Consider the following 20594-nt stretch of genomic DNA (forward strand, 5'->3'; position numbering starts at 1 on the left):
CCGTCAGCGGGGGGTGCTCACCCCGGCCACGATCATGTGCTTGAGCAGGCCGTAGCTCTCGTCGAGCAGTTCCGGCAGGCCGAACGCGCCCGACGCCTCCAGCACCGCGAACCCGTGCGCCGCCGCGCGCAGGCAGCGGGCCGCGTGGATCGCGTCGGAGCCGGCCAGCCCGTAGCCGCGCAGCGCCGCGAGCATGATGTCCACCAGGCGCTCGCCCGACGCCCGCATGGCCGGGTGCGGCTGCTGGATGACCATCGCGTAGCGGTGCGGGTGGCGGGTGACGTAGGCGCGCCAGGCGTCCATGAGCGCGCCGACGGCCTCGTCGCGGGAACGGCCCAGCACCGCCTGGCCCAGCTCGCCGGCGATCTCGTCGGCGATCCGCACCGACAGCAGCTCGCGCAGCTCGGCCAGGTTGCGCACGTGCTTGTACAGCGACGGCGTCGCGACCCCGGCGCGAGCCGCCAGCGCCGAGAGCGTCAGGGACTCGGGGCCGCTCTCGTCCACGATGCACACCGCCAGGTCGACCACCGCGTCCGGGGACAGCGCCGCCCTAGGCATGGACGCGCCCCTTGACGAACGACAGCACCTCGGCGGCCACCTGAGCCGGGAACTGGGTGTGCGGGTAGTGGCCCGCGCCCTCGATCATGGCGACCCGGCCGCGCCCGGCGGGCATGGCGGCCACGACGCCCTCCGCCTCGGCGCGCGGGTCGGCCCAGTCGGGGTCGAGCGTGCCCATCACGACCAGCACGTCACGCGTCAGGTCGGGAAGCCTGTCGCCGGCGTCGGTGGGGGCGGACTGGCCCATCTTGGAGACCACGGCCATCCGGCCGGGCCGGCGCAGGTCGGCTTCGAGCGCCGCGATGTGCTCCGCGTGGTCGGCGGGCTTGGCGCCGGGCATGGCGTGGTCGAGGTACTTCTTCCACATCCCGATGTTGCGCAGGAACGCCGCGCCGAGCAGCAGCATGGCGCCCTTGCGATGGTGGGCGTTGCGCAGCAGGCCGCCGCCGTCGATCTTCTGCGCCCGGGTGAACGGGCCGATCTCCACCACGGCGCTGACCAGCTCGGGCGCCTGCGCGGCGGCGATCGTGACGGCCCCGCCCGCGAACGAGTGGCCCACCAGGACCGCCGGGCCGCCCAGGTGGCGGACCAGCGCGAGGAGGTCGTCCGCGACGTCGGCGCGGGTGTAGGAGGGCCAGTCGAGGCTGGACTCGCCGTGGCCGCGCAGATCGGTGGTCGCCACCCGGAAGCCCGCCGCCACCAGCTCGGGCACCAGGAACCTGAACGACTGCCGCCCGACGCCCATGCCGTGCGCCAGCACCATCAGCGGCCCTTCGCCGGTCACGTCGTAAGCGAGCTGCCCGCCCTCGACCGTCAGGAACTCCGTCATGTCCAACCCCTCTCGGCTAACCCTTATAGCCGTAAAGCTAAACTCTTTAGCCGATGAGTGTCAAGCGTCGAAAAAAGGCGGGCACGGCTGGATCAGCCGTGCCCGCCGACAGGGGGAGTTCAGGAGATCGGGACCTCGTCGATCGTGCGGCGCGGGCCGGTGAACCAGTGCCTGGCCGACAGGCTCCACCACAACCAGATGCCGATCAGCACGACCCCGACCGCGATCGGCGCGTAGTTGACCGACGTCCAGGCGAAGTCCTTGTTGCCCGGCACGCCGGCCGGGGAGAACGGCATGATGAAGTAGATCGACACGATGACGATCTCGACGCAGGCGATCCAGCCCAGCACCCGGTACTTGCGGCCCAGCGTCCACGGGCCGGGCCTGAAGGCGTCGCCCATGCGCAGGCGCAGCCAGATCGGGATGAGGAACGCCAGGTAGAGGCCGATGACCGCGATCGACACGACGGCGTAGAAGGCGACCGGGGTCGTCGAGCCGGCCGGGGCGTACAGGGCGGGGAGGGTGATCAGGGCGGCGATGAGGCAGCCGGCGAGGATCGCGTTGACCGGGGTGCGGTTGCGGTCCACCTTCGACCACAGCCGCCAGCCGGGCACCGCGCCGTCGCGCGAGAACGCGTACGTCATGCGCGACATCGAGGTCACGCAGCTCATCCCGCAGAAGAACTGGCCGATCGTGGAGATCGCGAAGATCGCGGTGGCCAGCGGGGAGGAGAGCGCGGTCTCGAAGATGGCGCCGACGAAGCCGGACTGCTTGTTGATCTCGTCCACGTTCGTCGCGGCGAACAGGAAGGCCAGCAGCAGGACCCAGCCGCCGATCGCCGAGTAGAAGATCGACTGCCACAGGCCGCGGGCGGCCGTCCTGGCGGCGCCCTGCGTCTCCTCCGACACGTGGGCACAGGCGTCGAAGCCGGTGATCGTGTACTGGGTGAGCAGGAAGCCGAGCGGGAGCACGTACAGCCAGAAGGGCAGGCCGCCGTCGCCGTCGCCGAATCCGGAGTTGTTGATCGTGCCGCCGAACACGAAGCCGAGCGACTGGTGCTCGGACGGCGCGAAGACCAGGATCGCGACGATGACGACCGCGCCCGCGACGTGCCACCACACGCTGATGTTCTGCAGCAGCGAGATGAGCCGGTGGCTGAAGATGTTGATGAGCGCGTGCAGGATGAGGATGATCACGAACAGCAGGAACGCCTGGGGGAGCGTGCCCTCCCACGCGCCGCCGGTCAGGCGGCTGATCGTGATGTTGAGGAACGTGGCGCAGCCGTAGTCGACCGACGCGGTGACCGCGATGAGGCCGATCAGGTTGAGCCAGCCGGTGAACCAGCCGTGGATCGGCTTGCCCATGGTGGCGGCCCACCAGTAGATGCCGCCCGCCGTCGGGAACGCCGAGACCAGCTCCGACATGCAGAAACCGATGATGAGGATGAACACGGAGATCAGCGGCCAGCCCCACGAGATGGCGATGGGGCCGCCGTTGTTCCACGCCTGCCCGAAGGTCGTGAAGCAGCCGGCGAGGATCGAGATGATGGAGAAGGAGATCGCGAAGTTGGAGAAGCCGCTCCAGGTCCGGGCCAGCTCCTGCTTGTAGCCGAGCTCGGCGAGTCGCCTGGAATCCTCTTCGAGTGACATGAGGTCTCCCTGGGGGGCGCGGAGGACGCTCTGTTTGGTCTAGGTCTAGACCATTTCTCCCCGAGGGACAAGGCGTGACAGATGAGTTTCGATGTGGTCAGGAAAGAACGTGGCCCGCCGGGACGACGTCCAGCACGACCTTGCCGGTGACCGTGCGGTCGAGCTGGGCCGCGGCGGCCTCCTCCAGGCGTTCCCACGGCAGGCGCCGGCCGATCTCGACGGACAGGTCGCCCGCCGCCACGAGGCCGAGCAGGAAGGCCAGGTCGGGGCCGGGGGAGTCGACGTCGCCGAACGAGTTCATCGAACGCGCGGGGCCGAGGGAGAAGGTCGAGCCAGGCGGGAAGACGGCCGGCTGCCCGGAGGCCCAGCCGATGCTCTGGAGGTTGCCGCCAGGTGCGAGCAGGCCCCACGCCGCCACCAGGGTCGGGCCGCCGACCACCTCGATGACGACGTCCACGGGGGTCACGCCGTCCAGGCCGGTCACGACCTCCACGTCCGCGCCGAGGGCCAGGGCGCGGGCGCGGTCCGGCGTGCTCACCGAGGCGACGACGTGCGCCCCGGCCAGCCCGGCGAGCTGCACCGCCAGCCTCCCCACCGCCCCCGACGCCCCGGTCACGAGCACCCGCGATCCCGACGCCCCGGTCATGAGTCCGCGCGGCTCCGACGGCGGGCTGACGGAGAGTCCGTGCGGTTCCGGCGGGACGTCGGTGGGGAGTCCGCGTGGCCCGGGGGAGACGCCGGCGGCGCGTAGTGAGCGGAGGGCGGTCAGGCCGGGCATCGGCAGGGCCGCGGCCGTCGACAAATCCACCCCGTCGGGCACCACGGCGAGCGCGCCGGTGTCGAACGCCGCCCGCTCCGCCCACGCTCCCGCCCCGAACGCCGCCACCCGCGCGCCCTCGGCCGGGCCCGTGCCGTCCGCGGCGGGCCGCAGCACCACCCCGGCGGCGTCGTAGCCGAGCACCGTGCCCTCCGGCAGTCGGCCCATGTGCCGCAGCTCGCTGAAGTTGACCGACGTCCTGTGCACCTCGACGAGCGCCTGCCCGGCTTCCGGAACGGGTTCGGGAACGTCGGCGAGCCGTCCTGCGGCCCCGGGGCCGACCACCAATGCGTGCATGGGAAGTCCTCCTGCAACCATGCGGACCGGCGGTCCGCTTCGTTGCCGGGATACTATGGGGACCAACAGTCCGCTTGCAAGGGAGGGGCGTTGGTGCGATCAGACGCGACCCGCAACAGGGAGGCGATCCTGCGGGCCACCGAAGAGCTCCTGGCCGCCCACGGCGCCGAGCACATCTCGCTCGACCGGGTGGCCGCGGCGGCGGGGGTGGGCAAGGGCACGCTGTTCCGGCGCTTCGGCAGCAGGACCGGCCTGTTCCAGGAGCTGCTGGCCGAGCGGGCCGCCGCCCTGGCCGAGGCCATCGAGTCGCCCGGCTCGCCGCTCGGCCCGGGGGCGCCGCCACGGGATCGGCTGCTCGCGTTCCTGGACGAGCTGGCCGGGCTGGCCGAACGCAACCTGGCGCTGTTCGCCGCGCACGAACGGGCCTGCGCGGCCGACAAATACCGCGATCCCACCTATCTGCGCTGGCACGCCCACGTGACGGCGCTGGTCGCGGCGGCGGCGCCGGGGCTCGACGCCGCGTTCGCCGCCCACACCCTCCTGGCCTCCTTCGACGCCGACCTCGCCCGGCACGTGATGGCCGAGGGCGGGGCCGACCGGCTCAGGGCCTCTGTGCGCGGCGTCGCCGAAGCCCTGCTGCGCGGCTGAGGCGGTCTCAGGCGGGCTCGCGCCGCCCCGGGCGGGATCGGGGCGGGCTCGCGTGGTCAGGCCGAGAAGGCGTCCGTCGCGGCCTGGCAGAAGGCCTTGAGGTCGTCCGGTTTGCGGCTGGTGACCAGGGTGTTCGGGCCGTCCGTGCAGACGACGACCTCCTGGTCCTTCCAGGTCGCGCCCGCGTTGCGCAGGTCGGTCTGAAGGCTCGGCCAGGACGTGAGCGTACGCCCGCGGACGACGTCCGCCTCGATCAGCGTCCAGGGGGCGTGGCAGATGGCGGCCACCGGTTTGCCGGCGTCGAAGAAGGCCCGCGCGAACTCCACGGCCGGCGGCGCCGTACGCAGGAAGTCGGGGTTGGCGACACCGCCGGGGAGCAGCAGGGCGTCGAAGTCGCCGGGGTCGGCGTCGTCCACCGTGGCGTCCACGGTGAAGGTGTCGGCCTTGTCCAGATGGTTGAACGCCTGGATCTTCCCCGAGGACGTGGAGACCAGCCGGGGCGTGCCGCCCGCCTGCTTGACCGCCTTCCACGGCTCGGTGAGCTCCACCTGCTCGACCCCTTCCGGAGCGACCAGGAACGCGATGGTCTTGCCGTTCAACATGACGGTCCCCTTCGTGTTTTCCCTTCCCTCTATCCGGGCGATCAGGAAGTATGCGTTCTTACCCCCCAGGGGTATATAGTGGCCGGGAAGCCGGGACAGTGAGGAGTTCGGACATGGTGATCACCGCGTACCAGGTCGAGGGCATGACCTGTGGCCACTGCGTCAGCTCGGTGCGGGCCGAGGTCGGCAAGGTCGACGGGGTCCAGGCCGTCGAGGTCGACCTCGCGGCCAAGGAGATGGTCGTGACCAGCAGCGCCCCGATCGACGCCGCCGTCATCGAGTCGGCCGTGGTCGAGGCCGGCTACGAGCTGGGCGGGGGCCGGGAGCTGCTGCCGCAGGCCGGGTCGTGCTGCGGCTCGGGCGGCTGCCACTGACCCCTCAGGGGGATCGGCGCCGGGAGCTCCACAGAGTGTGCGCGGCGCATGCGGTGGCCGCGCCGACGGCGTACCAGAGCAGGTCGGGCGGGTTGAAGGTGCTGCCCAGCAGTGGCCGCAGGACTGCCGGGATCTCACCGAGCTGGGCGAACTCGATCGCCCAGCTCAGCCCGCCCGACCCCACCGCGGCGACCCAGGGCCGCACGCGCGGCAGGGCCAGGACGACGAGCGCGTAGATCAGCACGGTGTAGAGCGCGTCGCCCGCGTACTTGGGCACGGGCCCGTCCCACAGCAGCCGGACGCCGAGCCCCGCCACCACGGTCACGACGGCAGCGAGGAGAACGGGCAGGCGAGGCACCAGATCACGGTAGCGCCAGGGCTGCTGAAAATTTACACCGCAAAATGAAACGAGAATGAAACAATTCTCCGTGCTGCGTTGACACGCGGTCTCTCTATGGTGTGCCTTCATCTACACAGGAATCCCCCGCCTGAAGGTGAGGCATCATGAGGAAATGGTTCGCACGCCTGGCTGTGCTAGGCGTCGCGATGTTGGTGGCCGGCCAAGGCGCCACGGCGGCCCAAGCCCAGGAACCTGCGGCGGGGAAGAAGGTCCTACGCGTCGGCGCCACCCAGGCGATGGATTCGATGAACCCGTTCCTGGCGGTCCGGCTGGTCTCCACCGCGATCCACCGCACGATGTACGGCTACCTCACGGTCCCCGACTCCAAGACGCTCCAGCCCAGCCCTGACCTGGCCGAGTCGTGGACGACGTCCGACGACGGGCTCACGTGGACGTTCAAGATCCGTAGCACCAAGTGGTCCGACGGCCAGCCGGTCACGGCCGAGGACGCCGCCTGGACGTTCAACAAGATCATGACGGACGAGGCGGCCAAGACGGCCAACGGCCCCGCCGTGGAGAACTTCGAGAGCGTCACCGCCAACGGCCAGGACCTGGTCATCAAGACCAAGGCCCCGCAGGCGTCCATGCTGGAGAACCCGATCCCGATCATGCCCAAGCATGTGTGGGAGAAGGTCACCGACATGGCCAACTACGACGCGGAGACGTACCCGACGGTCGGCAGCGGCCCGTACATCGCGGTCGAGCAGAAGAAGGACCAGTTCGTCAAGCTGGAGGCCAACCCCAACTACTGGCGGGGCAAGCCGAAGGTCGACGAGCTCCAGTTCATCTTCTACGACAACCCGCAGGCCGCCATCGCCGGGCTGAAGAAGGGCGACATCGACCTGCTCGGCCGTATGACGCCGCCGGAGTTCCAGGCCATCGAGAACGACCCGAACATCGAGGCGTGGAACACCCAGGGCCGCCGGGCCGCGTACCTGCAGATCAACCACGGCGCCACCACCACCGACAACAAGCCCATTGGCGACGGCCACCCGGCGCTGAAGGACCCGAAGGTGCGTCAGGCGATCCACTTCGCCATCGACAAGCAGAAGCTGGTCGACGAGGTGCAGGGCGGCCTGGCCAAGCCGGCCGACGGCTCGATCATCCCGCCCATGTTCAAGGACTTCTTCTGGGAGGCCACGGGCGACGAGAAGGTCACCTACGACGTGGCCAAGGCGAACAAGATCCTCGACGACGCCGGTTACAAGAAGGGCGCCGACGGCGTCCGCACGATGCCCGACGGCAAGCGCAAGCTGGAGTTCCGTTTCAGCATCCACACCGACACGCCGGTCGAGGACAAGCTCGCCGAGTACCTGACCGGCTTCTTCAAGGAGGTCGGCATCACGCTGACCACCAGGAAGCTCGACTCCAGCAAGTTCGGCGAGGAGACCGGCGTCACGGCGCTGTTCGACATCGCGATCAGCGGCTGGTCGGTCAACCCCGACCCCGAGGAGATCCTGGCCACCCACCTGTGCAGCCGCCGGCCGGCGCCGGGCGGCGAGGGCGGCGGCACCGAGTCGTTCTACTGCGACCCGACCTTCGAGAAGCTCTACCAGGAGCAGCTCAAGGAGCTCGACCGGCCGAAGCGCGCCGAGATCATCAAGCAGATGGAGCAGCGGCTCTACACCGACGCCCCGGTGATCGCGATCTACTACCCCAACGACCTTGAGGGTTACCGCAAGGACCGGGTCACCAGCATCACCCCGATCCCCGAGGACAAGGGCCTGCTGTACGGCGGCAGCGGCTACTGGCCGTTCTACACGGCCGACGTCAAGGCGTCCGCGGCCGGCGGCTCCGGCGCGGGCGGCGACTCCGGCTCCAACACCGGTCTCATCGTCGGCGTGGTCGGCGGCGTGGTCGTCATCGGTCTGGCGGCCTTCTTCCTGACCAGGCGGCGTAAGAGCGTCGCGGACGAGCGCGAATGACAACACCGCTCGAAGCGGCAGAGCCCGCCGCCGTCCAGGCGGCGGGCCCTGCTGAGGACCGCCCCGCTCGCCGCGGCACGCTGAAGTACGCGTTGTCGAAGGCGGGCGGGGCGCTGTTCAGCATCGCCGCGGTGATCGCCGGGACGTTCTTCGTCTTCCGCCTGCTGCCCGGCGACCCGGTGCGGAACCTGGCGCAGGGCCGCAACATGACCCCGGCGCAGCTCGACATGGAACGTCACAGGCTCGGTCTCGACAAGCCGGTGCTCGACCAGTTCATCGACTTCGTCGGCAAGACGCTCAGGCTCGACCTGGGCACGTCGTACGAGTACAAGCGGCCGGTGCTCGACCTCATCGGCGAGCGCATCGGCCCGACGCTGCTGCTGGCCGGGACCGGTCTGGTCATCGCGGTCAGCCTCGGCCTCTGGCAGGGCACCAGGGCGGGCTGGCAGCGGGGGAGTCGGTTCGACCGCTTCTCCACCGGTCTGTCGCTGGTGCTGTGGTCGGTGCCGACGTTCTGGCTCGGCCTGCTGTTGATGATGGTGCTCGGCGTCGGCATCGGCCCGATCCCCGGCATCTTCCCGTTCCGGGGCATCGAGAGCGTCGACGCGCCCGACGGGTTCGCGTACCTGCTCGACGTGGCCTCGCACATGGTGCTGCCGTGCCTGACCCTCGTGGCGGTGATCTACGCCCAGTACCTCCTGGTCATGCGGTCGTCGCTGCTGGAGGAGGTCAGCCAGGACTACATCACCGTGGCCCGCGCCAAGGGCCTGCGCGACGACGAGGTACGCCGCCGCCACGCGGTGCCCAACGCCCTGCTGCCCACGGTGACGCTGGTCTTCATGCGCATCGGCTTCGTGGTCGGCGGCGCGGTCACCGTGGAGACGATCTACACCTGGCCGGGCCTCGGGCAGCTGTTCTACCGGGCGGTCCGGGTGCCGGACTTCACGCTCATGCAGGGCACGTTCATGCTCATCACCGTGGCCGTCATCCTCATGAACACACTGGCCGACGTGCTCTACCACGTTCTCGACCCGAGGGTGAGGTCGGCATGACGAGTGTCGCTGCCACGCGCAGGCGGCAGGCGCTGGGCAACTTCTGGACCGACTTCCGCCGGCATCGCGCGGGCGTGATCGGGACGGTCGTCCTGCTGGCCGCCGTCGTGCTCGCGCTGATCGCCCCGCTGTTCATCGACGAGGGCGTGACCAGCGTCATCGACGCGCCGGGTGAGAAGTTCCAGGCCCCCGGCCTGGACTTCCCCTTCGGCACCGACGAGTCGGGCCGGTCGATCCTGCTGATGATCTGGTGGGGGTCGCGTGCCTCGCTGCTCATCGGCTTCCTGGCCGCGCTGCTCAGCATCGTGATCGGCATGGTCATCGGCATCGCCGCCGGGCACTTCGGCGGCTGGGTCGGCGGCACGCTGATGCGGGTCACCGACTGGTTCCTGGTGCTGCCCTCGCTGGTGACCGCGCTGGTGCTGGCGGCCATCCTCGGCGGCAGCACGTTCACCATCATCATGGCGATCGGCGTCACCACCTGGCCGTCCACGGCCCGGCTGATCAGGGCGCAGACCTTCGCGGTCGAGGCCAGGCCCTACATCGAACGTTCCAAGGCGCTCGGCGGCGGCCACTGGCACATCACCACCCGGCACGTGCTGCCCAACGTGGCGCCGCTGCTGCTGGCCAGCACCACCCTGGAGGTGGCCAGCGCGATCGTCACCGAGTCCACGCTGGCCTTCCTCGGCGCCAGCGCGAACAAGACGTCGTGGGGCACCATGCTGCGCGGCTCCTACGACTACGGCGCGGCCAACGAGGGCGCGTGGTGGTACATCATCCTCCCCGGTCTGGCCATCCTCGTGGTCGTCATGGCGTTCACCCTGGTGGGACGGGCGCTGGAGGCCGTGCTGAACCCAAGGCTCAGGAGGGCGGCATGAGTCTCCTCGAACTGGACGACCTGTCGGTGACCTACCGCATCGCGTCGGGCGAGGTGCCCGCGGTGCGTGGTGTGTCGCTGACCCTCGACTCCGGAGCGGCGCTCGGAGTCGCCGGCGAGTCGGGGTCCGGCAAGTCGACGCTGGCCATGGCGCTGCTCAGGCTCCTGCCCAAGAGCACGCGTGTCGGCGGCCGGATCCTGCTCGACGGCGACGACGTCCTCACCATGAAGTGGGGACGCATGCGGGCCGTGCGCTGGGCCGAGGCCTCGATCGTGTTCCAGGGCGCGCAGCACGGGCTCAACCCCGTGCGCAGGATCGGCGAGCAGATCGCCGAGCCGCTGCTCGTCCACGGCCTGGCCAAGCCGGACGGCGCCCGCAAGCGCGTCGGCGAGCTGCTCGAACAGGTCGGCCTGCCCGCCTGGCGGGCCCGCAGCTACCCGCACGAGCTGTCCGGCGGCCAGCGGCAGCGCGTGATGATCGCGATGGCGCTGGCCTGCTCGCCGCGCCTGATCATCGCCGACGAGCCGACCACCGCGCTCGACGTGATGGTCCAGGCGCAGGTCCTCACGTTGATCAAGGAGCTGATCGCCGAGCACGGCATCTCCCTGATCATGATCTCGCACGACCTGTCGGTCCTGGCCGACGTCTGCGACCAGCTCGCGGTCATGTACGCCGGCCGCGTGGTCGAGCACGGCCCCTCCCGCGAGGTGTTCCACGACGCCCGGCACCCCTACAGCCGGGCCCTGGCCGCCGCGTTCCCGACCGTGGGCGACCCGGTCTCGCGGCTGGCCCCCAAGGGGCTCGGCGGCGACCCGCCGGACCCGATGCAGCTCCCGGCCGGCTGCGCGTTCCACCCGCGCTGCCCGGTCGCGCTGGAGGAATGCGCGCTTCTCGACGTCGAGCTGTGGCCCGCCGGCCCCCGCCACGCCGCCGCCTGCGTGCACGTACGCTCCAAGGAGGAGGTCGAGGCTTCATGACCGAGACGCAGACCGCCGCCGAGACCGTCTCGACGGGCAAGGGCGCGCTGCTGGAGGCCCGTGACCTGCACGTCGCGTTCTCCTCAAGGGGCCGCAGCGCCCGCGCCGTCGACGGCGTCAACCTGGCGATCGGCCAGGGCGAGATCGTGGCCCTGGTCGGCGAGTCGGGCTGCGGCAAGACCACCCTGGCCCGCACGCTGCTCGGCCTCGAACGCCCCACGTCCGGCGAGGTCCGCTTCGACGGCTCCCCGCTGAACTACGGCTCCAAGGCGCTCAAGGCCTACCGCCGTCAGGTCCAGCTCGTCCTCCAGGACCCGATGGGCTCGCTCAACCCCCGCCAGACCGTCTACGAGGCGGTCGCCGAGGGGCCGCGCATCCACGGCCTGCCCGACGAGGAGGAGCTGGTCGCCTCCGCCCTGTCCAGGGCCGGGCTGCGGCCGCCCGAGCGCTTCTTCCTGCGCTATCCGCACGAGCTGTCCGGCGGGCAGCGGCAGCGGGTCGTGATCGCCGGCGCGCTCGCCCTGAACCCCAAGGTGCTGATCGCCGACGAGCCCGTGGCCTCGCTCGACGCCTCCGTACGCGGCGAGATCCTGGCGCTGATGCTCAAGCTCAGGGCCGATCTCGGCCTGTCGGCCCTGGTCGTCACCCACGACCTCGGCCTGGCCTGGAACATCGCCGACCGGGTCGCGGTCATGTACCTCGGACGGATCGTCGAGTCCGGGCCGGTCGAACAGGTGCTGACGGCGCCGCGGCATCCGTACACGCAGGCGCTGATGTCGGTGCTGCCGGAGTCGCCCGAGCGGATCGTGCTGACCGGTGAGCCGCCGGACCCGACCAGGGTGCCGGGTGGCTGCCGGTTCCACCCCCGTTGCCACGTGCTGGCCTCGGGCAGGGCGGCGGAGGCGGGCGTGGACGCGGCCTGCCGGTCGGAGGTGCTGAAGATCCTTCCCGCCGTGCCGGACGCCCAGGCCGCCTGCCACTACGCGGCGGTCTCCGGGTAGGTCACCCGCGGAACGCGTCGGCGTGCTCGCGCGCCCACTCGGCGAAGTCACGCGCGTCCCGGCCGGTGACCTCCCGGACGGTCGGGACGACCGTGTAGCCGACCTCCGGCGTGTTGCCGAGCGCGCCGACGAGGAACTCGATGGTCTGCTCGCCCATGCCGTCGGCGCGCCACTTGGCCCGCGCCTCGTCCACGGTGAGCTCGACGAACTCGACGTCCTTGCCGATGGCCTCGCCCAGGACGGCGACCTTCTCCTTGAGGGTGATCGCGCGCGGGCCGGTCAGCACGTACGTCCGGCTGCCGTGCCCGCTCTCGGTCAGGACCTTGGCGGCCACCGCGGCGATGTCGCGCTCGTGCACCAGCGCGCTCAGCCGGTCGCCGAACGGCTCCTTGATGACGCCCTCGGTCTTGATGGTGTGCGCCCACCACTGGAGCGTGTTGGACATGAACTCGACCGGGTGGAGCAGCGTCCACTCCAGGTCGGTGGCGGCGAGCGCCTGTTCCAGCTCGCCGTCCTCACGCCCGCCGAGCACGGTGACCCGGCGCACGCCCGCCTTGACGGCCAGCTCGGCGAGCCCGGCGCCGTCGGGGAGCGGCGCGTAGTCGTCGCCGGCGAAGTTGATGAAATGCGCCGCGGTGACGCCCTCGAAGGCGGCGGCCAGGGAGGCGGGCTCGGCGAGGTCCCCGCCGACGACCTCGACGCCCTCGGGGAGGGCGGCCTTGGCGGGGTTCCTGGTCAGGGCGCGGACCTGCTGCCCGGCCAGGAGGAGCTCCTCGACGACGAGGCGGCCGACGGTTCCGGTGGCACCGGTGACGAGGATGGTCATGTTGAACCCCACTTCTTTCGGAACGGAACGTTCTGCTCTTACTATAGCAGAACGGAACACTTCATTCCACGTAGCTCTTGAGCCGGATCGCCGTGGCCGCCCGGTGGATCGCCCCGGCGACGCGCTCGATGACCTTGTCCTTGCCCGGCAGGTGCGGCATCAGCTTGAGCATCCTGAGCTGGAACCACAGCGCCAGGCGTGAGCCGATCACCATGCCCCGCACGTTCGCCGGGCCGAGCTCCTGGTTGACCCGGACGAACTCGCGCATCTCCCGCTCGTAGCCCGCCGCGCCGCCACCCCGGGCCAGCTCGCCGGCCAGCACGTACGCCCCCACGATCGCCAGGCTCGTGCCCTGCCCCGAGGCCGGCGAGGCGCAGTACGCGGCGTCCCCGAGCAGCACGACCCGGCCCTTCGACCACTGGTCCATGTGCACCTGGCTGACCGAGTCGAAGGAGAAGTCGTCGGCCTCGCGCACCGCGCCGAGCAGCGCGGGCACCTCCCACTCGACGCCCGTCATGGCCTCGGCCAGCAGGTCCTTCTGGCGGCCGACGTCGCGGTGGTCGTAGGACAGCGGCTGCGACGCCCACATGAACAGGGCCTTGGCGGCGCCGTCCCGGCGGGTGCTGTAGACGTTGGCGGTCCGGCCGGGGGCGGCGTGCACGGCCTCCTCGCGGTCCAGGCCGAGCGTGTTGGGGACGGTGGAGATCGAGACGTAGTAGCCCAGGTCGCGGACGTACTGGTCGTCCGCCCCGAAGGCGATCCTGCGGATGTTGGAGCGCATGCCGTCCGCGCCCACGACCAGGTCGAACCGGCGCGGCTCGGCGTGCTCGAAGGTGACCAGGCCGTCGTCGGCGACGGCGGTGACGGAGTCGCCGAAGAGGTATTCGGCGTCGTCGCGGGTGAGGTCGTACAGGAGCTCGTTGAGGTCGCCGCGCATGATCTCGGCGTCTTCGCCCTCGCGGCCGCCGAACAGGTCGGCGTCCATGGTGGCCACCGGCCTGCCCTTGCCGTCGTAGTGGGTGGCGACGCGCATGCCGGTGGCGCGGGCGGTGACCGCGTCCAGCAGGCCCATGCGCCGGATCACGTCGAGGGCGGCGCCGCGGACGTCGACCTTGTAGCCGCCCGTACGGATGGCGGGGGCGCGCTCGACGACGGTGACGGTGAAGCCGTGGCGGCGCAGCCAGTAGGCCAGCGAGGTGCCGGCGATGCTCGCGCCGGAGATGAGGACGTTCTTCATGCCGTGAACGCGCTGCCTGATCGAGAAGGGCTACTCGCGTACCACCGCGCGCGACATCGCCAACGCGTCGGGTGTGAGCCTCGCGGGCATCGGCTACCACTTCAGGTCCAAGGACGCGCTGATGAACGAGGCGCTGTTCGAGGTGATGAAGGAATGGGGCGACGACCTGGCGCTGACGCTCGCCGCCGACGTCAAGGAGGGCGCGTCACCGCTGGAGCGGTTCGCGCGGGCGTGGGACCGGGTGGTGGAGTCGTTCGACCGGCTGCGGCCGCTCTGGATCACCCAGCTTGAGCTGCTCGGGCAGATCGATCATCTGCCCGAGGTGCGGGAGCGGCTCGCCTCGGCGATCACGGACGCGCGCGTGGGGCTCGCCGAGCTGTTCCAGGACGTGCGGGCCGAGAGCGACCCGGAACGGGCCCGGCTGGTGGGCTCGCTCTACCAGGCCATGCTGACGGGGTTCCTGGCGCAGTGGCTGCTCGACCCGGACAGCGCGTTGTCGGGGCGCGAGGTGGCCGAGGCGCTGCGCATGGTGGGCGGCGGGTCGTAGGACGGCCCGTGGGGGAAGGTCAGAAGGCGCTTATCGTGGCAGGCGCGCGTTCGGCCCTGCTGAGGGTGCGGATGACCGCCGTCGCGCCGTGCCGGTGCACCGCCAGGCGGGCCAGCAGCTCCACGACGGGCTCGATGATCGCCGGCGGCAGCTCCGGCGTCTCGATGCCCACGCTGGCGGCCAGGTCGTCGGAGTGCACGACCAGCTCCATCACCCTGGTGAGCAGGAAGTCGTCGAGCAGCAGCGACCAGCCCGCCCACGGCAGCCGCACGACCCGGTCCGCCGGCTCGGCGGGCAGCTCGACGAGGAGGCGGTCCAGCAGCGCCTGCGTGTGGTCGACCAGCGTGGCGTGCCCGTCCGCGGCGGCCGCCTGGCCGCCCCGCCGGATGCTGACGTTGCTCTCGTGGTCGAGGCCGGCCTGCACCCACGGCGACCTCGTGTAGTGCTCGATGAGCGGGATCGGCTCCCCGGGCTCCTCGCCGGTGTCGAGCACGTCGACGACCCTGACGATCTGGTGGGCCAGGTGCCCGGCCAGGCCCGCGACGCTGAACTCGGTCAGCGCGCTCGGCTTCTCCCACGCCGCCCGTACGGCCGGGTCGCGCAGCAGCGACATCGCCGACGCCGCGGCCACCAGATAGGACTGCCTGATCTCCCCCATATGCCGCCCTTTCCCCGGTTCAGGTGGTAGCTCGGGGCCAAGACTATCCCTCGGCGATCCGCCGGGGGCCGCCGTCCTGCCCACTGAGACGGGGGTGCGCTCAGGTCCCTTCGTGGCCTTCCGCCAGCACCTTCCTGAGGGCGGACCTGACGAAGGCCCTGGTCAGCGTGCCCCTTCTGAAGCGGCTCAGCACGGGACGCGGCGTGCCGTACCGGCGGGCGCGCACGTCGGCCAGCACGACCTCCGGCGCGCCCATCCCGGCCAGCACGTCGAGGGCCTCTCGTTTGGTGATCAACCGGCCCTCCCGCAGCGTGACCGACGCCCTGGCGACGGTCAGCAGGCCGAGATCCACCCAGACCTCCCGCAGCCAGCGCCGGCGCCCTCTGGTCTTGTCCAGCCAGAACTCGCGCAGGTCCGTACGGACGAAGTCGGCCAGGACGGCGTCGGAGACGGACGGCAGCAGCTCGGCGGGCGGCGGCCCGTGCAGCACGAGGGGAGCCGTGTGCAGCTCGCGGCGGGTCACCGCCGTCACCGGGCGGCGGAAGATCTCCTCGTGGGCCCATGTCACGTGCTCGACCCGCGGGTCCGCCAGCTCCTCCACCGGCAGGTAGGAACAGTGGAGCAGGTCCGCGAGCGGCAGGTCGAGCCCCCGGTGCAGCGCCTTGATCCGGCGCCACTGCTCCATCGTGACCGGCGTCTCGACGACCGCGATCAGGTCGAGGTCGCTGCGCCCCGGCTGGTAGTCGCCGGCGCCGAGCGAGCCGTGCGCCCACAGCGACACCAGGGGCACGACCTCCCCCACGCCGTCACGGAACCGCCGGAGCAGGACGTCTGTGGCCGCATGCATGATGTCCACTATGATCCATTCCCGGCCGTCCCGGAAGATCACCGGGCGAGCCGTCAGGAGGTGCTGAACAGAGCGCTCACCGACTCGCCGTCGTGGATCCGGCGCATGGCCTCGGCCAGCGCGGGGGCGATCGACAGCACGGTCAGCTTGTCACTCGGCTTGGGCGGCGGCACGGTGTTCGTGCAGACGATCTCCATGACCTCGGGGAACGCGCTCAGCCGCTCGATCGCCCCGCCCGCGAACAGCCCGTGCGTGCACGCCAGGCGGACGGAGTTGACGCCCTGCTCGCGCAGCCGTCCCAGCAGCTCGATGACCGTGCTGCCCTTGGCGATCTCGTCGTCCAGGATGATCACGTCCTTGCCCGCGACCTCGCCGATGACCGAGCTGATCACCACGCGGTCGTCGGGGAAACGCTGCTTGGCGCCCATCGCGACGCCGGTGCCGAGCAGCCGGGCGAAGTGCGCGGCCTCCTTGGCGTTGCCCAGGTCGGGGGAGACGACGACGGTGTTCGACAGGTCGTGGCGGCGGAAGTGCGCGGCCAGCTCGCGCAGCGCGTGCAGGTGGTCGACGGGCACGCTGAAGAAGCCGTGGACCTGCGGCGAGTGCAGCGTCATGGCCAGCACCCGGTTCGCGCCCGCGGCCACCATCAGGTCGGCGACCAGCCGGCCGCCGATGGAGATGCGTGGCGCGTCCTTCTTGTCCGACCGGGCGTAGGCGTAGTGCGGCAGGACGACGGTCGTCCTGGCCGCGGACGCGCCGCGGGCCGCGTCGATCATGAGCAGCAGCTCGACCAGGTTCTCCTGGGTCGGCGGCACGAGGGGCTGGATGAGGAACACGTCGCGCTCGCGGCAGTTGGCCTGGAGCTGCACCTCAAGCGCGTCGTTGGCAAAGCGGGCGACCTTGACGGGGTGGAGCGGGGTGCCGAGGTGGGAGCAGATCTCCTCGGCCAACTCGGGGTGGGCGCTGCCACTGAAAACCGTGATGTCTCGCACGATTTCCAAAGGATAGCTTCACGGGCTGACGTAGTGGTGGAGCAGGGCGGGTTCGCCCGCGGCGTTGAGCCATCGCGCGCGGGTGCTGCCGACGCGGCGCCAGCCCAGCCGCTCGTAGAGCGCGACGGCCGCCCGGCCCTCGTCGGAGACCTCCAGCAGGACGGGCCCGTCGGCGGCCTTCCTTACGGTGTCCAGCAGGAGGGGGGCCAGCCCGCGGCCCCGGGCGGCGGGCGCGACGAAGAGCCGGGTGACCTCCGGGCCCCCGGGGGTGTCGGCCAGGCCGACGTGGCCGAGCACCCGGTCCTCCGTGACCGCCACCCAGGCGCTCAGGAGGCCCTGCGGGGTCAGCCAGCCGTGGGGGTCGGCCGGCCAGTCGACGGGGTAGCGGTCGGCGTTGTGGACCAGCCTCAGGGCCGCGGCGCAGGCGTCCAGATCGGCCGGCGTCCGGAGGCGGACGCTCATGCCGTCGGTCGTCACGCCAGCGCCTCCACCGTGAGCGCGTCGAGGTCGGGGAGGACCTGCCAGGCGAGGGCGAGGGCGTCGTCGTCGGGCGGGTAGCCGGGATGCGGCACGGCGATCACCCGCATGCCGGCCGCGTGCGCCGAACGCAGCCCGTTGCTGGAGTCCTCGACCGCCACGCAGTCCTTCGGGTAGATCTCCAGCCGCCTGGCCGCCTCCAGGTAGCCGTCGGGGGCGGGCTTGCCACGCGCGACCTCCTCGGTGGAGACCGTGGTGACGAAGTACTCGCGCAGCTCGGACGCGTCCAGCACCACGTCGATCAGCCGCCGGGGCGACGAGCTGGCCAGGCCGAGCGTGAACCGTGCGGCCAGCCGGCGAACGGCCTCGCGGGCGCCCGGCAGCAGCGGCACGCCGTCCTGGTAGCGCTCGGCCATCTGGTCGACCACGCCCTCGGCGATCTCGTCGGGCGTCAGGCGCACCCCCAGCTCGTGCAGGTAGGCCGCCCACTCGCCGGTGCTCATGCCCATCAGCCTGGACTGCGTGTCGGGCTGCCAGGTGCCGCCGTGGTCGGCGACGAAGGCGCGCCGCACCTGCTCCCAGACGGGCTCGGAGTCGACGAGCACGCCGTCGAGGTCGAACACGCACGCTTCCATGGCCACCCCCAAGAGATCAGACTGGATCCACCCAATCACACCGTCCGAGCCGCTGTGCCGACGTTTCCTGCCCTTATTGCCCGAGTTTCATGCTATTGGGGCTGGTTATTGAGCTACGAGCGTCCATTCAGGGGCATGCGAGCAGACATGGCAGACCTTCCATTTCATGACACGGGCGACTTCGAGGATGCGGATCGCGGCTTCATCGCGAAGCTGACCCCCGCCGTGGTCAAGTCGAGGAACGGCCAGGTCGTCTGGGACAACGACTCCTATGCCTTCCTCAACGCCGAATGCCCCGAGACGGCTCACCCCAGCCTGTGGCGGCAGAGCCAGCTCTGCGCCAAGCAGGGCCTGTACGAGGTCGCCGACGGCATCTACCAGGTACGCGGCCTGGACCTGTCGAACATGACCCTGGTCGAGGGCGACACCGGTGTCATCGTCATCGATCCGCTGGTCTCCACCGAGTGCGCCGCCATCGCGCTCGCGCTCTACCGCCGCCACCGCGGCGACCGCCCGGTCACCGGGATCGTCTACACCCACAGCCACATCGATCACTTCGGCGGCGTACGCGGCGTCACCGACGGGAACGTGCCGATCCTGGCCCCCGCCGGTTTCATGGACCACGCGGTCTCCGAGAACGTCTACGCCGGCCCCGCCATGAACCGCCGCGCCGGCTACATGTTCGGCCTCACCCTGCCCCACGCCCCGGACGGCCAGATCGGCTGCGGCCTCGGCATGACCTCCTCCACCGGCACCACGTCCCTCATCCCGCCCACCCTGGACGTCAGCCGCACCGGCCAGGAGGAGATCGTCGACGGCGTGCGGTTCGTCTTCCAGCTCACCCCCGGCACCGAGGCCCCCGCCGAGATGAACTTCCTGTTCCCCGACCGCGGCGCCCTCTGCCTGGCCGAGAACGCCACCCACAACCTGCACAACATCCTCACGCTGCGCGGCGCCCAGGTGCGCGACGCCCGCATCTGGGCCCGCTACCTGTCGGAGACCCTCACGCTGCTCGCCGACCGGGCCGAGGTCGCCTTCGCCTCCCACCACTGGCCCACCTGGGGAAAGGCCAACATCGTCCGGTTCCTCCAGGAACAGCGAGACCTGTACGCCTACCTGCACGACCAGACCCTCCGCCTGCTCAACAAGGGCCTGACCGGCGCCGAGATCGCCGAGCAGATGCGCGTGCCGCCCGCGCTGGAGCAGGTCTGGCACACCCACGGCTACTACGGCTCGGTCAGCCACAACGTCAAGGCCGTCTACCAGCGCTACCTCGGCTGGTACGACGGCAACCCCGCCCACCTCTGGGAGCACCCGCCCAGGGAGAGCGCGATCCGGTACGTCGAGTGCATGGGCGGCGGCGCGGCCGTCGTCGCCTTCGCCCGCAGGTACGTCGAGGAGAACGACCTGCGCTTCGCGGTCCAGCTCCTGAACCACGCCGTCTTCGCCGACGAGGGCAACAAGGCGGCCAGGGACCTGCTGGCCGAGGTCTACACCCGGCTCGGCCAGGGCGCGGAGAACGGGACCTGGCGGAACTCGTACCTGACCGGGGCCATGGAACTGACCGACGGCATCGTGCCCACCCCGGTCACCACCACCGCGCCCGACCTGCTCGCGGCCCTGACCGTGGAACAGATCTTCGACTCGCTCGCCATCCGCGTGGACGGCCCCAAGGCGTGGCACGAGAGCCTGTCGATCGACTGGCACCTGACGGACCTGGGGGAGCTGCACCGCACCACCCTGTCGAACGGCGTGCTCGTCCAGCGGCTGAACCCGCCCGAGGAGCCCGTGGACCTGACGCTCCGCCTGACCCGGGCGCAGCTTCTCGGCCTGCTGGCGGGGAAGGGCGTGGAGGGGGTGGAGCGTGAGGGGGACATCACGGCGCTGCAGCGGCTGGTCGCCGTGCTCGACTCACCGGGCCGCGACTTCGCCATCGTGACCCCATGAGCCATGAGCCCGATGGTGCTCATGACGACGGGCACCATGACGGGCACCATGACGAGCACGGCCGCGAGACCGCGGCCCTGCTTGGTGTGGTGGATGTCACGACGACGGGTCCCGCCCATGCGGCCGTCATGGCACACGGGCGTCCGGACCGGTTGTCAGAGTTTGTACAGCTTGTTGAACGGCGTAGTGATCCTCTCCTGCCGGGATCCGAAGTCGACCAGAACGGCGACATCGTCCTCCACCCCGATGACGACACCGAGGCCGTATCGGTCATGGCTCACCCGGTCGTTCATGTCGAACTGCTCGGCGGGTGGCGCCGGAGGCGGCGGTTTGAAGGGACTTGTGGGCAGGTGACGACGAGAATCGCCGCTGGCTCGCTTCATCTCTTCCAGTATGCGCCCACTGCGTGAATACTTTGTGG

General features: G+C 70.8%; 23 protein-coding genes. 10 read left to right on the forward strand and 13 right to left on the reverse strand.

From position 1 onward, the window contains the following. Positions 1–3: 3 nt before the first annotated feature. The 4 genes from AB0J97_RS46450 to AB0J97_RS46465 form a co-directional block, all read right to left on the reverse strand. Positions 4–558: a TetR/AcrR family transcriptional regulator gene (locus AB0J97_RS46450; RefSeq protein WP_364102307.1), complete on the reverse strand. Its 555-nt coding sequence runs from the start codon at positions 556–558 to the stop codon at positions 4–6. Beyond that, positions 551–1387 carry an alpha/beta hydrolase gene (locus tag AB0J97_RS46455; RefSeq protein WP_364102310.1) on the reverse strand — a complete coding sequence of 279 codons (837 nt, stop codon included), beginning with the start codon at positions 1385–1387 and terminating at the stop codon, positions 551–553. The genes AB0J97_RS46450 and AB0J97_RS46455 overlap by 8 nt, the downstream gene beginning before the upstream one ends. Before the next feature lie 119 nt (positions 1388–1506). Beyond that, positions 1507–3036 carry an amino acid permease gene (locus AB0J97_RS46460; protein WP_364102313.1) on the reverse strand — a complete coding sequence of 510 codons (1530 nt, stop codon included), beginning with the start codon at positions 3034–3036 and terminating at the stop codon, positions 1507–1509. Positions 3037–3133: 97 nt separating this feature from the next. After that, positions 3134–4150: a zinc-binding dehydrogenase gene (locus AB0J97_RS46465; RefSeq protein WP_364102316.1), complete on the reverse strand. Its 1017-nt coding sequence runs from the start codon at positions 4148–4150 to the stop codon at positions 3134–3136. 93 nt (positions 4151–4243) lie between these two features. Here AB0J97_RS46465 and AB0J97_RS46470 point away from each other — a divergent pair, with 93 nt between their 5' ends. Beyond that, entirely contained in the window at positions 4244–4798 is a 555-nt protein-coding gene (locus AB0J97_RS46470) for a helix-turn-helix domain-containing protein (RefSeq protein ID WP_364102319.1), read from the forward strand. Positions 4799–4854: 56 nt separating this feature from the next. Here AB0J97_RS46470 and AB0J97_RS46475 read toward each other — a convergent pair whose 3' ends face one another. After that, positions 4855–5400, reverse strand: a complete 546-nt coding sequence (locus AB0J97_RS46475) for a type 1 glutamine amidotransferase domain-containing protein (RefSeq protein ID WP_357706370.1) — start codon at positions 5398–5400, stop codon at positions 4855–4857. 113 nt (positions 5401–5513) lie between these two features. Here AB0J97_RS46475 and AB0J97_RS46480 point away from each other — a divergent pair, with 113 nt between their 5' ends. Beyond that, the gene (locus AB0J97_RS46480; RefSeq protein ID WP_357706371.1) at positions 5514–5774 is read left to right on the forward strand and encodes a heavy-metal-associated domain-containing protein; all 261 of its coding nucleotides are present in this window, start codon (positions 5514–5516) and stop codon (positions 5772–5774) included. A 4-nt stretch (positions 5775–5778) separates the two neighbouring features. Here AB0J97_RS46480 and AB0J97_RS46485 read toward each other — a convergent pair whose 3' ends face one another. Further along, positions 5779–6132: a DUF2809 domain-containing protein gene (locus tag AB0J97_RS46485; protein ID WP_357706372.1), complete on the reverse strand. Its 354-nt coding sequence runs from the start codon at positions 6130–6132 to the stop codon at positions 5779–5781. A 146-nt stretch (positions 6133–6278) separates the two neighbouring features. On the opposite strand from AB0J97_RS46485, the gene AB0J97_RS46490 reads away from it, so the two are divergent. The 5 genes from AB0J97_RS46490 to AB0J97_RS46510 are packed head-to-tail and all read left to right on the forward strand — an operon-like array spanning position 6279 to position 12007. After that, positions 6279–8099 carry an ABC transporter substrate-binding protein gene (locus tag AB0J97_RS46490; RefSeq protein WP_364102324.1) on the forward strand — a complete coding sequence of 607 codons (1821 nt, stop codon included), beginning with the start codon at positions 6279–6281 and terminating at the stop codon, positions 8097–8099. Continuing rightward, positions 8096–9151: an ABC transporter permease gene (locus tag AB0J97_RS46495; protein WP_364102327.1), complete on the forward strand. Its 1056-nt coding sequence runs from the start codon at positions 8096–8098 to the stop codon at positions 9149–9151. The genes AB0J97_RS46490 and AB0J97_RS46495 overlap by 4 nt, the downstream gene beginning before the upstream one ends. Continuing rightward, a complete protein-coding gene (locus AB0J97_RS46500) occupies positions 9148–10029 on the forward strand; it encodes an ABC transporter permease (protein WP_364102330.1) in 882 nt (293 codons plus the stop codon). The genes AB0J97_RS46495 and AB0J97_RS46500 overlap by 4 nt, the downstream gene beginning before the upstream one ends. Beyond that, positions 10026–11006, forward strand: a complete 981-nt coding sequence (locus AB0J97_RS46505; RefSeq protein ID WP_364102333.1) for an ABC transporter ATP-binding protein — start codon at positions 10026–10028, stop codon at positions 11004–11006. The genes AB0J97_RS46500 and AB0J97_RS46505 overlap by 4 nt, the downstream gene beginning before the upstream one ends. Beyond that, positions 11003–12007: an ABC transporter ATP-binding protein gene (locus AB0J97_RS46510; RefSeq protein WP_364102336.1), complete on the forward strand. Its 1005-nt coding sequence runs from the start codon at positions 11003–11005 to the stop codon at positions 12005–12007. Before AB0J97_RS46505 ends, AB0J97_RS46510 begins: the two co-directional genes overlap by 4 nt. 1 nt (position 12008) lies before the next feature. On the opposite strand, the gene AB0J97_RS46515 is transcribed toward AB0J97_RS46510, so the two are convergent. Both AB0J97_RS46515 and AB0J97_RS46520 read right to left on the reverse strand, forming a co-directional pair. Continuing rightward, on the reverse strand, positions 12009–12833 hold the full coding sequence (locus AB0J97_RS46515) for an NmrA family NAD(P)-binding protein (protein ID WP_364102339.1): 825 nt from the start codon (positions 12831–12833) through the stop codon (positions 12009–12011). A gap of 61 nt (positions 12834–12894) precedes the next feature. Next, on the reverse strand, positions 12895–14070 hold the full coding sequence (locus AB0J97_RS46520; RefSeq protein WP_364102342.1) for an FAD-dependent monooxygenase: 1176 nt from the start codon (positions 14068–14070) through the stop codon (positions 12895–12897). A 19-nt stretch (positions 14071–14089) separates the two neighbouring features. Between AB0J97_RS46520 and AB0J97_RS46525 the strand changes: the two genes are divergently transcribed. Beyond that, a complete protein-coding gene (locus AB0J97_RS46525) occupies positions 14090–14617 on the forward strand; it encodes a TetR/AcrR family transcriptional regulator (protein ID WP_364102429.1) in 528 nt (175 codons plus the stop codon). Positions 14618–14636: 19 nt separating this feature from the next. Here AB0J97_RS46525 and AB0J97_RS46530 read toward each other — a convergent pair whose 3' ends face one another. The 5 genes from AB0J97_RS46530 to AB0J97_RS46550 form a co-directional block, all read right to left on the reverse strand. Next, the gene (locus tag AB0J97_RS46530) at positions 14637–15275 is read right to left on the reverse strand and encodes a maleylpyruvate isomerase N-terminal domain-containing protein (protein WP_364102345.1); all 639 of its coding nucleotides are present in this window, start codon (positions 15273–15275) and stop codon (positions 14637–14639) included. Between the two features lie 100 nt (positions 15276–15375). Then, complete coding sequence (locus tag AB0J97_RS46535) at positions 15376–16122, reverse strand: nucleotidyltransferase domain-containing protein (protein ID WP_364102348.1); 747 nt, start codon at positions 16120–16122, stop codon at positions 15376–15378. Positions 16123–16175: 53 nt separating this feature from the next. After that, a complete protein-coding gene (locus tag AB0J97_RS46540) occupies positions 16176–17114 on the reverse strand; it encodes a ribose-phosphate pyrophosphokinase (RefSeq protein WP_364102351.1) in 939 nt (312 codons plus the stop codon). A gap of 18 nt (positions 17115–17132) precedes the next feature. After that, positions 17133–17591, reverse strand: a complete 459-nt coding sequence (locus AB0J97_RS46545; RefSeq protein WP_364102354.1) for a GNAT family N-acetyltransferase — start codon at positions 17589–17591, stop codon at positions 17133–17135. Continuing rightward, the gene (locus AB0J97_RS46550; protein ID WP_357706396.1) at positions 17588–18214 is read right to left on the reverse strand and encodes an HAD family phosphatase; all 627 of its coding nucleotides are present in this window, start codon (positions 18212–18214) and stop codon (positions 17588–17590) included. The genes AB0J97_RS46545 and AB0J97_RS46550 overlap by 4 nt, the downstream gene beginning before the upstream one ends. 159 nt (positions 18215–18373) lie before the next feature. Between AB0J97_RS46550 and AB0J97_RS46555 the strand changes: the two genes are divergently transcribed. Next, complete coding sequence (locus AB0J97_RS46555; protein WP_364102357.1) at positions 18374–20173, forward strand: alkyl sulfatase dimerization domain-containing protein; 1800 nt, start codon at positions 18374–18376, stop codon at positions 20171–20173. Then, positions 20170–20583 (forward strand): hypothetical protein, encoded by a 414-nt coding sequence (locus tag AB0J97_RS46560; protein WP_364102360.1) that lies wholly within the window; start codon positions 20170–20172, stop codon positions 20581–20583. Before AB0J97_RS46555 ends, AB0J97_RS46560 begins: the two co-directional genes overlap by 4 nt. The last annotated feature ends 11 nt before the right edge of the window (positions 20584–20594 follow it).

It is taken from the genome of Nonomuraea sp. NPDC049607, from assembly GCF_040675375.1.
Lineage (GTDB): Bacteria > Actinomycetota > Actinomycetes > Streptosporangiales > Streptosporangiaceae > Nonomuraea.